11 protein-coding genes are annotated in these 13,155 nt (G+C 31.0%); 5 read left to right on the top strand and 6 right to left on the bottom strand.

Translation table 11 applies throughout. From position 1 onward, the window contains the following. Window positions 1–2 precede the first annotated feature (2 nt). Together LPB87_RS17545 and LPB87_RS17540 are read left to right on the top strand one after the other, a co-directional pair. Window positions 3–923, top strand: coding sequence for a DUF4625 domain-containing protein (locus LPB87_RS17545; protein ID WP_230728715.1), 921 nt, complete (start codon window positions 3–5; stop codon window positions 921–923). Window positions 924–953: 30 nt separating this feature from the next. Next, window positions 954–2,171: a hypothetical protein gene (locus LPB87_RS17540; protein WP_230728714.1), complete on the top strand. Its 1,218-nt coding sequence runs from the start codon at window positions 954–956 to the stop codon at window positions 2,169–2,171. 74 nt (window positions 2,172–2,245) lie between these two features. Here LPB87_RS17540 and LPB87_RS17535 read toward each other — a convergent pair whose 3' ends face one another. From LPB87_RS17535 to LPB87_RS17520, 4 genes are all read right to left on the bottom strand, one after another. Continuing rightward, on the bottom strand, window positions 2,246–2,956 hold the full coding sequence (locus LPB87_RS17535; protein ID WP_230728713.1) for a LytTR family DNA-binding domain-containing protein: 711 nt from the start codon (window positions 2,954–2,956) through the stop codon (window positions 2,246–2,248). Further along, window positions 2,956–4,122: a histidine kinase gene (locus LPB87_RS17530; RefSeq protein ID WP_230728712.1), complete on the bottom strand. Its 1,167-nt coding sequence runs from the start codon at window positions 4,120–4,122 to the stop codon at window positions 2,956–2,958. The genes LPB87_RS17535 and LPB87_RS17530 overlap by 1 nt, the downstream gene beginning before the upstream one ends. A gap of 56 nt (window positions 4,123–4,178) precedes the next feature. Continuing rightward, the gene (locus LPB87_RS17525) at window positions 4,179–4,916 is read right to left on the bottom strand and encodes a CPBP family glutamic-type intramembrane protease (protein ID WP_230728711.1); all 738 of its coding nucleotides are present in this window, start codon (window positions 4,914–4,916) and stop codon (window positions 4,179–4,181) included. Window positions 4,917–5,057: 141 nt separating this feature from the next. Beyond that, the gene (locus LPB87_RS17520; RefSeq protein ID WP_129538846.1) at window positions 5,058–5,849 is read right to left on the bottom strand and encodes a polysaccharide deacetylase family protein; all 792 of its coding nucleotides are present in this window, start codon (window positions 5,847–5,849) and stop codon (window positions 5,058–5,060) included. A 225-nt stretch (window positions 5,850–6,074) separates the two neighbouring features. On the opposite strand from LPB87_RS17520, the gene LPB87_RS17515 reads away from it, so the two are divergent. Both LPB87_RS17515 and LPB87_RS17510 read left to right on the top strand, forming a co-directional pair. Continuing rightward, window positions 6,075–7,070: a metal-dependent hydrolase gene (locus tag LPB87_RS17515; RefSeq protein WP_230728710.1), complete on the top strand. Its 996-nt coding sequence runs from the start codon at window positions 6,075–6,077 to the stop codon at window positions 7,068–7,070. 280 nt (window positions 7,071–7,350) lie between these two features. Beyond that, entirely contained in the window at window positions 7,351–8,568 is a 1,218-nt protein-coding gene (locus LPB87_RS17510) for an erythromycin esterase family protein (protein WP_230728709.1), read from the top strand. A gap of 312 nt (window positions 8,569–8,880) precedes the next feature. On the opposite strand, the gene LPB87_RS17505 is transcribed toward LPB87_RS17510, so the two are convergent. Both LPB87_RS17505 and LPB87_RS17500 read right to left on the bottom strand, forming a co-directional pair. Further along, a complete protein-coding gene (locus tag LPB87_RS17505) occupies window positions 8,881–10,338 on the bottom strand; it encodes a glycosyltransferase family 2 protein (RefSeq protein ID WP_129538848.1) in 1,458 nt (485 codons plus the stop codon). Window positions 10,339–10,753: 415 nt separating this feature from the next. Continuing rightward, window positions 10,754–11,248: a TlpA disulfide reductase family protein gene (locus tag LPB87_RS17500; RefSeq protein WP_230728708.1), complete on the bottom strand. Its 495-nt coding sequence runs from the start codon at window positions 11,246–11,248 to the stop codon at window positions 10,754–10,756. A gap of 291 nt (window positions 11,249–11,539) precedes the next feature. On the opposite strand from LPB87_RS17500, the gene LPB87_RS17495 reads away from it, so the two are divergent. Then, window positions 11,540–12,772 carry an ROK family transcriptional regulator gene (locus tag LPB87_RS17495; RefSeq protein WP_129538850.1) on the top strand — a complete coding sequence of 411 codons (1,233 nt, stop codon included), beginning with the start codon at window positions 11,540–11,542 and terminating at the stop codon, window positions 12,770–12,772. Window positions 12,773–13,155: the final 383 nt, after the last annotated feature.

The raw sequence follows: 13,155 nt of genomic DNA, 5'->3' as shown, positions 1-13,155 counted from the left end.
TTATGAAAAAAACAAAATTATTCCCTTTGTTCCTGCTATTTGCAAGTGCATTTACTGCATGTAACAGCGATGATGATAATGCCACCACCGAAGTTGCAAAGCCAACCATGACCAATGTAGAAATTGGTTCTGCTAATAATAAGCAAGGTGTTATTGGTCGTGATTTTCACTTTAACGCCGATATTAAAGCTGGAGACAAAATTGCTGCTGTGCAACTTAAAATACTTCCTAAAAAAGGAGAAAAATATGCAAGCGATTGGAAATTAGAACTTAGCTGGGCTGAATATGTTGGAGCCAAAAATACCACTGTACATAAACACTTCAACATCCCAAATGAAGCTCCCGAAGGTAAATATGATTTTTTCTTTATAGTATTAGACAGCAATGGATCTAAACTAGAAATTAAAGAAGATTTTACGATTGTCGATGCTGCAAATTTACCTACTGATCCACTAATTGGTAGAGATATGATTTCTCGTAACGAAAATTTAATTTATCATATGGGAACTTGGGTAGAGCCCGAACTAATCTTTAAAAAGAACGATGAACTAACGGCTCATGCTCAGATTAGCCAAATTAAAGGCGATGGAATATTGTATTCTGTACTGATTAAAAAAAGTGCGAATTATCATCCAGAGAGCATTGACAATCTTGATTTTAAAAAAGTAATCGTAATTTCTAAAGTCGAGCATAAAGGCCTTGCTTCGGCATCAAAGATTTCGACTTTGCAAAAAGTGAATGATGTTTGGGGCGGCGAAAAAATTGTTATCGGTGCAGCAACTGATGCAAACCTTCCTAATGCAAACCCAATAACTGGTGAAAAAGCATGGGAATCTGGTGTATATAATTGGGTGGTTTTGTACAAAAATACAACCTACAATCTCAATGTATACAAATCAATGCCTATTACCATTAATTACTAATTTAACTATTATCTTAAATACCTATTTACAATGAAAAACAATTATTACAAACTGATTTTCCTATTTGCTTTATCCTCTTTTACAATCTCTTGTAGCAATGACGATGACGACAATATTAATGAAACTCCAACGGAAACTTTGACTGAATATAAATTTTTGAGAGTATTACTTTCTGATGAAAAAACAACAGAAATCACACTCGTAAATCCAGTTGATGGTACCTCTAGTTTTTTTAATGCAAAATTTGCAAAGTCAACTGTTTACACTACTGAATCAGGCAGATATGCAGGTATCATTCATGGAGCAAACAATACAGTAGAAACTTTTGACAGTGGATTTGAAGGTCATGGTGACCATGTAGATGTAGACGGAATTCCAAAATTTGGTGCTTTAACAGGTCAATCATCTAAGCCTACTCATTTTAAAAGTAAAATAGGAGAGCTATTAACTTTTAATGATGGAGATGGGACGCTATCTGTAGCCAAAGAATCTGAGGTTAATACAGCTGGAGCTAAATTTAAAGTAATTAATGCTGGTTTATTAGCACATCATGGTGCTATGGCAACTTTTTCTAATGGAACTTATGCCATTACCGAAAAAGATAATTCGGTTGCAGGAACACTACCTGAAAAAGTAAAAATCATAGATAATATTGGTAAAACTCTTTTCGAAGCTACAATTTCTACAAAAGGAATTCACGGAAACGCTTCAGACGGAACCTATGCTGTTTTCGGCTCAGCAAGCGGTGTACTTGTTGTTGAAAGCTCAGGAAAACAAAAACTTATCGCTCTTCCTGAAGATTTTGGAACATCATGGTTTGGAAGTATTTTAGAAACAAAAGCCAAAGGAAAGTTTATAGGTTATACTGCTGCAAAAGGCGCCTATCTAATTGATGTTGCAAGCGGAACAATTAAACCAATTTTACAAAGTGTAGATATTGTACAATGCAAAGTAAGCTACAACAAAACTAAACTGGGCATTTTATTGCATAACGGTGAATTTAAATTATTTAATTTAACTACGTTACAAGTTGAAAAACAAGGAAAAGTAATTGGTGAAACAGCAAAAGACGCTTCTATGAAGCCCCAAATTGAACTAACAGAAAACTTTGCTTACATTACTTCTCCAACTACTGGAGAATTATTACAACTGAACTTACCTACTATGTCTATTGCTAAGAAAATGAAAGTCTCTAATACTCCTTATAGAATTACAATTCTTGGTTTCGAAAACAGTAAAGGTCACTAAACTTAATTTCTTATTTTATTACAAATAATTAATAATAGAAGGCGATAAACTATTTCCTATCGTCTTCTATTATTTTACTTTATCCCTAATAGGTTAAAAAGCTCTTCTTTTTTATTTAAAGCTATTGTGATTGACTTACCATTAGTTAGCTCAACTGTATTGCCATTGATACTTCTCACAGCTTCTAAATTAAGAATAAACGAACGCTGTACTCGAAAGAAATTTGGAAGATTAAGAATCTCCTCCATTGCTTTAAGAGTGACCTGTGTTGTAAAGCTTCCAGAAGAGATAATAATTTTGAGATAATCACCCTGAGCTTCTATATAAAGGATTTCATTGAATAAAATTTTCACCAGCTTTCCTTCAGATTTAATAAATATCCTGTCAGTATGAATTTGTTGCTGAAGTATTGCTATCTGACTTGATGTAACTTTATCTTTGGCTCTATTGACAGCCTTTAAAAAACGATCAAATCGAACTGGTTTTACCAAATAATCTGTTACACCAGCTTCAAAACCATCCAAGGCAAAATCACGATGCGCTGTAATAAAAATCACTACAGGCGGATACACTAACGAGCGTAACAATTCCATTCCGCTAATTTTAGGCATTTGAATATCACTAAAAACAATATCCACCGCATTATTATGTAAGTACGCCAACGCTTCAACTGGATCTTCAAATGAAGCCGTCAGCTCTAGATATGGAATTTCTTTCACGAAAGTTTCAATAACCACTCTCCCAAGTGGTTCGTCATCTATAACAATGCAAATTAATTTATTCATTAGTCTAAATCTATTTTTAAATTGACTTTAAATTTTGTTTCCAAATTTTCAATATCCAGTTGGTGTTTGTTAGGATACAATAATTGCAGGCGTTTACGAACATTTGTAACTCCTATACCGCCAAATTCATTATCTTTTATCCCTTGCTCTACATCATTTTCAAGTTCAAAATAAAACGTTCTATCCTGAACTTTTATGTTCAAATAAATAAACTGTTCCTTATTTCCTTTAAGCCCGTATTTAAATGCATTTTCTATAAATGTGAAAGTCAAAAGTGGTGCTATGTACAATCCTGATAAATCTTCTCCTTGAGGAATATGAAATTGAATATTTTTATTAGCCGAATATCTCATTTTCTCCAATTCGAAATAATTTTTTATAAAATCCAATTCCTTTTCCAATGCTACTTTTTCGGTATTCGATTCATAAAGTGTATAACTCATAATATCCGAAAGATTTAAAATAACTTCTGGTGTACTGTCGTCTTTTTTTATCGAAAGGCCATACAAATTATTTAATGTATTAAATAGGAAATGTGGATTGAGCTGTGCTTTCAAAAAGTTTTTTTCAATATTAACGTTTTGAATTTCTAAAGCTGATTTCTGACTCTGAATATTTAAAGTTTTATTATAAAGCTTCGAAATTTCAAAAAGGATTTTCACAAAAAAGAAAGGAGACAAAATTGAAATAATGATGAAGGCTTGAGAAAACATTCTCTTTATTGAGATTGCTTGCAAAAACGTTTGACTTGCACTCATTCCTATAGCCCCCTTCAATTCTCCTTTAAGAATTTCGAAACCGAGTGAATGATATAGCAACGAAAAAAAATAAGTTACTGCCATCCAAACAAAAATAGATACAATAAAAGTAAACAATAATAGAATTACCATTCTGGCTTTACCTCCCGAAAAAATCTTTGGTAACAATAAATAAAAGAACATGTAAAACACAATCATATTAACAGTTGTCATCCTAACAGTAAGAATAAAAGCATTGAAATATGAAAGTTGATAAGCTAGGACATAACTCAAACTTAGCAATATTGAAAAACTCAGCCACATAAAAACATGAAGTAGAATCCGATTGCTCTTGGTATAAAATTTATCAAAATTAAATTCAGCTATTTTACTTGCCAAGTAATTTGAGAAAATCTTTGTGTCTTGCATTAAATACATTTTATATTAAGCAAATTTAAATATAGTTTTAGAAGTTGTTACTTTAATTATAATATTCTGATGATAGCATTTATTATATTAATCGTATTGTGACCTAGAATTGGATATATAAGATTACCAGAAAATTTTCGCAATACACCAAGACTTAAAGATGAGATTAGGGTTAGGTAAATTATCGTAATAATATCAATCTTAAATTGATAATCTTCTGTCATAAATACCCCGTGACCAACACCAAATAAGATGGTAACAATAAAAAATCCCCAGCCAAATTTAATTCCTTTAACATTCCATTTGGGTAAAAATGCTTTATCCAGAAGCCATAAACTGATTCCTCTAAATACAATTTCTTCTGTTAAACCGGGCATAGTAGCCTGAAAAGCAAACGTTTCAAAATCAAACGTCCCCCCTTTTGGAAACAAAATTAGCTTGAAAACAACATCAAAAAGTAAAAATCCAAGGAAAAACAAAATTCCGAATTTCAGTTGTTGTTTTGAATTGCCTTTTGACGTAAATCCAATTTCTTCACGGTCATTTTTACTTACCGAAAAGACAATTCCTAGAGCTAAAATTAAACTTAGTATTTTCCCAATCCATGTGAATTTTAATCCAATAAATTCAAGACTGAGATAGCGTTGGCTAAACTGTTGCAAGTAGCAATCTGCTAAAAAGTAAAGCACAAAAAACAAGAGAAATTTCAGGTTTACTTTCTTAACATTAATAAAAGCAAAAATGAAAAGTGGCAAAATTGTTAAAAGCCAGATAAGTGGTGTAAGTGATGACATATGTTATATTTTTTAATCAAAAGTAATAGCACAATACCTAGATTAAAAAACCTACCGACGAAAGCCCTCCTGCCACCGATGAAAAATAGTTGCTAGTCGATGAGTAATTTTGAAAAACTAAATGCTTCCTAATTTAATAAATTATAAATTTTTCAAATCATCAACTGTATAAAACTTAAGATTATTATCTATTGCATATTTACATAACTCTTCTAAAGCTGCCAGTGGTGTTTCTAGCTTTTCATCTGCTTTGTCTACTGTTTTATGACCATAGAAAACAACAATTTTATTATGCTTTTTGGCATAATCCATTAGGGTTTTATAATAATCAACATTAAACTGTTTATAATCATCATCGATTCCTAAACCGTAAATAACTCTATTTCCTTCGTAGTAGCAATACTGTGATTCGGGTGGAAGCATTCCGTAGGTTGTACCTCTTATAATATCAAAATATTTCAATAATTCCTTATCTAAAGTAGCATCACGGGCTCCATCAGGATAAGCGAATGAACGGATGTTAAATCCATCTTTATCCATAATTTCTTTAAGAGGTATTATCTCATTATCGATATATTTATTAATTCCATATGCGGCAGAATATTTAAGTGCATTCTCATGATTATAACCATGTGCAGCGATATCATGTCCCATATGTTGTAAGTAGTGCAGTTTTTTCTTTTGCTGGGTTGTCAAAGAATCATATTTACACACAAAAAAAGTTGCCTTCCATCCTAGATGACGCAATCTTTTTTCGGCATTATACCAATCTTCCACATAATTATCATCAAACGATAATAGTATTCCTGGCTGATATTCTTTTGCTTTAGACACAACAGATTTAGATTTTTCTTCTTCAGAATAAATACGTGCAGTAATAAATAAAACACCTACAGTAAAAAGCCCAATAAGAGTATATGTAATTTTATTCATAAGAGAGATTTTGCTATCTAAATTTAGTTATTATTTTATAAAACGAATACCAACAATCAATTATAAATAAAATTATTATTACGATAAACTACTTTACCCAAACATTATGATTCTGGTATAGTTATATTATTACATCTATAGATTAAAACTTAAAATAAAAAACTACTTTAGAGGCGATAGAATAAGACTTCTTTCTGTTTAAATTTGCAACTCAATAATTACTTCATGGATTCTTTTACTCAGATTGTGCTAGGAATTGCAACTGCCGAATTATGCGCAGGTGATAAACTGCAACGTAGAACTATTTTATATGGGGCTATTCTAGGCACTATCCCTGATCTCGATGTTGTTATTGGACAATTTTTAAATCCTGTTGATGGTGTAGCAATACATCGGGGACTAAGTCATTCCTTATTATTTTTCGGATTACTTTCGCCTATCTTAGGTTGGCTTATTGCCAAAATAGAACGAGGGAAAATTAATTTCCGAACTGCCTCTCTGATGGTGTTTTGGTGCTTGTTTACCCATGTATTACTAGATATGTTTACTTCTTGGGGAACGCAAATTTTCTGGCCTCTTCCTGATCGTATTGCCCTAAAAACTATTTTTGTAATTGATCCTCTATATACACTTCCGCTAATTATTTGTTTGATTTTAGCTTGGCGAAAACCTACTTTTTCTCTTCGAAAAAAATATGTTTTACGAGGTATATACCTCAGTTCGTTTTATCTATTGCTAACTTGTGTACTAAAACTTTATGCATTACAACAATTCAAAAATGCACTACAAGAACAACATATAACCTATGATGATCTCATCGTAAAACCAACTGCATTTAATTGTATTTTATGGAATGCCAATGTAGCGACTAAGGATGCCTATTTATTGGGTGATTATTCACTTTTTGATAGCCAGCCAATTACTTTTGAAAGCTATCGAAAAAACAATAATCTTTCACAACAACTTAGTGGAAACTCTGATTTTGAAACCTTGAAAAAGGTAAGTGAAGGATGGTATATTATAACTAAAAAAGATAATGAATATCACTTTAATGACTTGCGTTTTGGTTTACTTACTAAAGATCCTGAACAGCCCCAATTTGCTTTTAGTTATGTTTTTAAAGATGAAAATGGAAAACTAAAAGCGCAAGAAGTTCCTAAAGAAAAACGTGATGGAAAAGCCTTAATGCTAGGAATCCTAAATCGAATTAAAGGGAATTAAACTTTACTTTTTCTACCTGATATACCAATTTTTCACTCAAAGTCACAAAGGAAATTGTGTATAAACTTTGTTGCTTGGTGACTTTGCGTAATAAATTTATTCGATACAGTATTAAAAGTTTTTTTCTTGATTTAATGACATTCTCCCGACACTTCTGAATCTGGGCTGTGTATCAAATTAGTCACACCCATACACTACTTTACATACTTACTACAAAGCAGTTTATGTAATTATACATCGTATAAATATTATTTGTATTTTAGTAGTTCAAAACTACTATATGACCAAAAACTTCCTTTACTCCGTTTTGTTCAGTTGCTTTTTTTCTTTTTGCACTTTTGCACAAGGGCAATCTCTAAACTGGATAAATTCTCATGCAATACCCATTACTAACAATGAGAATGATAATAAAATCTTTTATTCGCGGTTAACTAATCTACTTAAGGATAACAAAATTTGTGGATTGGGTGAAGCTTCTCATGGCACTCATGAATTCTATACAGAAAAGAATCACATTATTAAATACCTAGTTACAAATTCCCAATATAAAACGATTGGTTTCGAGTTTGGATATTCGGCAATGGCACCAATTAATACGTATTTACTAACTGGAAAAGGAGATTTAAAACAACTCATGAAACCGTTGCGCTTATTTAATACAAGCGAAATATATGATTTGTTTGAATGGTTAAAAACGTATAATGCTTCCAAACCTCTGAAAGATAAAGTTACTCTTTTTGGTTTTGATACTAATTATATTAAATCGGATGTTGACGCTTCTGCCAACTTTTGTTCCGCTTATTTAATTAAAAACGCTTCTCATTATACTAATGGGCAAGCAGCGATACCAGTTTTAAAAAAGATAGCTACTCCCGATTTTCCTATATATGAATTATCTGATGAAGAAACAGAAATTATCTCTAAATTAAATACGGAAGTAAAATTGAAAGGAACGGCAACTATTAAAGATCATAACGAATTTAAAAAATATGTATCTCTTTTATATCAAAGCACGTTAGTATCTAATCCTTTGGCTAGAGATAAATTTATGTCCGAAAATCTTATCGACTTTCAGCAAGAAAATAAAAATAAAACGATCATTTGGGGACATAATATCCATTTTGCAAAAGATACCAATATGCCTAAAGCCGAGGGAATGGGATATCATTTAAAACAAAAATATGGCAATGAATATTATGCAATTGGTTTTGATACTTATAAAGGAAATGTTACTGTATTAGAAGGTAATAATTATGTACAACAAAGCTTTGAAGCATTACCAAAATCATATTCGGCGTTGTTTGCTGAAGCTAAATTCCCTAATTTTTTTATATCCTTCGATTCTTCTGAAGAAAGTCCTTTCTACAATGCCAACGGAAATATAACCAATATTTATTCAAGTTGGACCAACGCGATAGCGTTACCAATGAAACCCGGTATTGATTTTGACGCTTTGATTTTTATAAGAGAAACAACTCCTTCAATTATATTGAAATAAATATAAACTTAACCATTGATCTTTTTATAGAGATATAGTCTAATAAAGCCTAGAAAATACGTTTCACTTAAAATAAATCACATAAGGCTATGCGAAAAAACTTTTTTTTATTGAATCGCCTTTAGTTATAAATTCTATTCCAATAGCTCAAATCCATATCTCTATGTGTTAAATGTTATTTTTATAACCCGAGCGAAGCGAATTGACGAAGTAATTACACTAACAGATTAAACTTATTTTTATCTAATAAAAAATGCTCGAATATACAACTGATGTACATTCGAGCATTTTTATTTATACTTACTTTTTTATCTATTTTCCTTGAGCCAAACCACGTGTTAACCAACCACTTTTATTAGCTGTAAGGATAGCATAAGGTGTTATCCAAAATAATCCAAAAGTGAAAAGAATACTATATGAATACGCCCAAAATGACTCTGATATATTATGTCTTTTAGCATAAAATAAAGCTGAAAAACTGGATACAATCATGATGCTTAAAAGTGTAGAACCAAAAAACAATATTGGATGTACTGCTATAAAGAAAAACATAAATAAGACAAATGGAAGTGCCATAACAATCTTTAATGATTGATCTAAAAATAACAGTCTTGTACCAAATTTAGATCCTTTTCTAAAATCTTTAAAAACATATTTTGCCATCATTAAACTCTCACGTACATTACTTCTCCCCCATCTGATAAACATTTTATACAATCCTGTATATTCTTCAGGTACATTAGTTAATACGTATGAATTTCTTTGAAACAATACTTGACGTCCTTGTTTTAAAATCATATTCGTCATTGCACGGTCTTCACCAATATCAGAAGGTTGTCCCATAAAAGTTTGGTTAATCCATTCTGGAAGGCACTCGTAAACTGCCTCACTACGATAAGCGGCTAAAGCTCCCGGAGTACATAACACTGAACCTAAAACACTTTCGGCAGAACGAGCAAATTCAAAACTCATTACAAAACTCACATTAAGCATTTTTGGAAGTATCGCTTTTTTGTTATTTAGAACTAGAACATTTCCTGCTACAGCTCCACAATTTTTATTTATAACAAACGGACTAACTAAATTTCTCATTGTGTCTTTTTTCACAACTGAATCACTATCTACAGTTACAAAAATTTCTCCCGTTCCTAATTCAAATCCACGGTAAAGTGCATGACGTTTTCCTTTGTTTTTAGGTTGCTGATAAATTGACAATCTATCTCCTAATTTTACTTTTGCTTGTTGCATCCAGTACCAAGTATCATCTTTACTTCCATCATCAATAGCAAGTATTTGCATTTTTTGCTCCGGAAAATCACTTTCTGCTAAACTTATTAAAGTATCTAAAACCAACTTCCCTTCATTATAAGCTGGAACAATTATCGTACAAGTTGGTAATAACTCATCGCTAACTGATTCGATAGGCTTGTAACGAAAATAAAGGAATAAATTATATAGAAAAACTCCTGTCTTAAATATAAAAAAGACTGTAGCTATTACCAGAAAAGGATACCCCCATGTTGAGTTTATTCTTTCTATTTGAAATTGATCAAAGTCTGCTTGGTATTTATAAACTAAAAATGCCCCAGTTAACATTAATATAAAACTGCTTATAAGTACAATAAAACCTAATGGACTTGAGTTTAATTTTAATGCTTTCTTTAAAGATTTACTGTTAATACTAAAAAAAGAACTTGCTAAAGAGTGTTCACTATCATTTGTACCGCTGTTTGTAGCGTATAGTTGTTTTGAGATTGTTTCAGTTTTCATGCTTGTATTCTTGTATTACTATCGATTTCTATTTTACGGCTCTTATTAAAATGCCCTTTCTTTTTTCATTCATTTTGTCGTAAATAATGAGATACAACGATCAAAATAAAGTGTGTAAAAGTTTGGACAAATCATAATTAGCAAGCCTTGTGCCATTTTCATTTTTAATAGAAAATGAGGCAATTACGATAGTAATTTCAAATTTAAAGTGTGTATCCGTTACCCAAATTGTGTAAAAATTACACACATTGTATCTTTATACAAAACAATTAGAGTCTGTACAAAACACACGAAAACTTGTCTTTCTGAGGAACAAAGAACCACATCTGGTAGCTCGACAATTTAGGAATACATTGTGTTAGCATCTTGCGGAAATTCTTCTTTCATCAGAAATCACAAGATTGTGCAAAAAAAATTATTTATCAGTAGTTAATTCTTTAATCAGTTCTTCTAATTTGTTTCCATGAATATTCTTGGCAAGAATAATTCCGTTTTTATCAATTAGCGCATTGAAAGGAATAGATTGAATTTTATAATCTAACACAGCTGGAGAATCCCATAGTTTTAAGTCACTTACTTGAATCCAAGGCTGTTTCAATTTTGTCATAGCTCCTAACCAAGCAGTTTTTTTAGAATCTAAAGAAACTCCATAAATCCTAAATTTGTTAGGATACTTTTGATACAATTTTAATAATTCGGGTTGCTCTTTAACACAAGGACCACACCATGATGCCCAAAAATCGACTAATACCAATGAGCCTCTCAACGAAGAAAGAGATATTACATTGCCTTTTGTATCTGGAAGATCAATATCTGGAATTATATCTCCTATTTCAAGGCCTTCGGTTTGTGCATTAGAACTAGTATATGAGCAGATTAAAAATGCAAGCGTAAAAAATAAGTTTTTCATAGGTAGGCGTTAATTTACAAGTATTTGGGATGCTTCGTTATATTATAAAATAAATTATTATTAATATCTCTTTACTTCTTGTGGCGAATTTAGAACTATTTTTTACTAATAGAAATTGTTTTTACCTAAACAAAGTAGTTTTTATATTCATTAACCCAACGCTATTAATACCGTTTATTTAAAATATAACTCCAAATAAAAAAATATTTTAATATTGAAAATCAAATTCTCATCATTGTTTAAAAATTACATTAAGTTTGTAATACATCTCTGAATATAAATAGCACTACGATGAATTTAAAAGACTTATTAGACATTAGCAAAGACAAAAGCCTTTCTGGACAAAAATGGCACATGCTAAGACAGGCAATTACAAAACGCTTATTATCTGAAGGTAATGCAACAATTGCTGAATTAAGTGCTGAATTACAATCGAGTGTTCCTACAGTTACCAAAGCTGTTAATGAATTATTGCTAGAAGAATACGTAGTCGATATGGGTAAAATTACCAATAGCGGCGGAAGAAGACCTTCTTTATATAGTATTAACCCAACCAGCGCTTACTTTTTAGGAGTCGAAGTTGGTATTTCGGGAATGTCTATTGGCTTGCAAAACATCAAAAATGAACTTGTAAGTGTTGATTTAAGAACCCCTTTTGTTTTACAAAACACACAAGAATCATTATTAAAATTTTGCACTTTAATTAATTCATTTATAGAAGATAGTTCTGTAGAAAAAAAATTGATTGTAGGTGTATGTATCAACTTTTCTGGACGTATTAACTCTATGGAAGGCTTTAGCTACAATTACTTTTTTAGTGAAAACCGACCATTAACAGAAATCATTTCAGAACAATTAGACTTACCTGTTCACTTAGAAAATGATACTCGAGCCATGACTTTTGGTGAATATTGTGAAGGAGTTGTAGATGATGAACAAAACATCATATTTGTAAATTATAGCTGGGGAGTTGCAATTGGTATTATTACTGAAGGAAAGCTTTATTATGGAAAATCAGGCTATTCTGGCGAATTCGGACACAGCACCATTTTTGATAATGATATCATGTGCCAATGTGGAAAACTAGGATGTTTAGAAACGGAAATTTCAGGTTGGTCTCTAATAAATCAATTTAAAGATGCTATAAAAGAAGGAAAACAATCAAAGGTAATTCTAGATGATAGTACTCCTGCTCTACAACACAACGCTATTATTACTGGTGCTGTAAATCTAGAAGATACTCTTTGTATCGATCTGATTACAAAACAAAGTGAAAAAATGGGACGTTATTTATCTATACTTCTTAACATATTTAATCCTGACTTATTAGTAATTGGTGGTGACTTTGCACAATTAGGTGACTTTGCACTTTTACCAATTCAAACTGCATTAAAAAAATATTCTCTAGGTTTAGTTAACCGAGATATGAAACTTAAAAAATCTACTTTAGGGCGTCGCGCTGGCGTAATTGGGGCATGTTGCGTAATAAAGGAAAAAATGTTATCTCCTTTAATTAACAATTAAATTTCACATCTTCTTTTAATTATTAAAAAAATTTAATAATTAAACATCTATTATTAAATATATTTATATATTTACACCATGATAATAAATTATGGGAGATATTCTATATAATAGATTTAGTAATCTTCATTTATACTTCTCATTTATAATCGTCTCAGATTAAACCAAAAATGAGCATCGTTTATAAAATAATTTAATATTAAAAAAGAGAGGTCTCTTAAAATAGTATAGCAATTAAATCAAAATTTAATTCGACATATATATTATTATTGGAAAGATACTATCTTGAAAAAATTAAATACAGTACGTTCTCCAGATTAAAGGAAGTTTGAGGAACATTAACGATAAGACATATAAATAAAAAGGAAACACCCTTTTACAAA

The sequence above is a fragment of the Flavobacterium sp. EDS genome, assembly GCF_020991525.1.
Classification (GTDB): domain Bacteria; phylum Bacteroidota; class Bacteroidia; order Flavobacteriales; family Flavobacteriaceae; genus Flavobacterium.
The sequence above is the reverse complement of the archived record's forward strand: the minus strand, read 5'-3'. Positions and strand labels throughout refer to the sequence as shown.